At 39.3% G+C, this 252-nt stretch carries 1 protein-coding gene; it reads left to right on the plus strand.

Translation table 11 applies throughout. The features are described from left to right. Positions 1-26: 26 nt before the first annotated feature. The coding region (locus tag SM755_RS23975) for a hypothetical protein (protein ID WP_323174879.1) at positions 27-252 on the plus strand (226 nt) is incomplete at its 3' end.

The raw sequence follows: 252 nt of genomic DNA on the forward strand, positions 1-252 counted from the left end.
TGGGCGATGACCATGACATAACTTCCATGGGTGATTTACTCAGACAAAATGAATTCTCTCAAGGAGTTAATCAATTTTCACATAACATCGATGATGAGCTAGGTGGCTTAGGGGTAAGTTCCCATAGTTTCCCACAAGATATAAACGCATTTGACAATTCTTTCAAAACCTCTGGATTCAGCGGTCAAGCAAGCAAAAAGACTTCGTATTATGTTAATGGAAAACTTGTGAGTTCTTCCGAAAGTCACCAAC

This window comes from Natrialba sp. PRR66 (assembly GCF_034808065.1).
Taxonomy (GTDB): Archaea; Halobacteriota; Halobacteria; order Halobacteriales; family Natrialbaceae; genus Natrialba; species Natrialba aegyptia.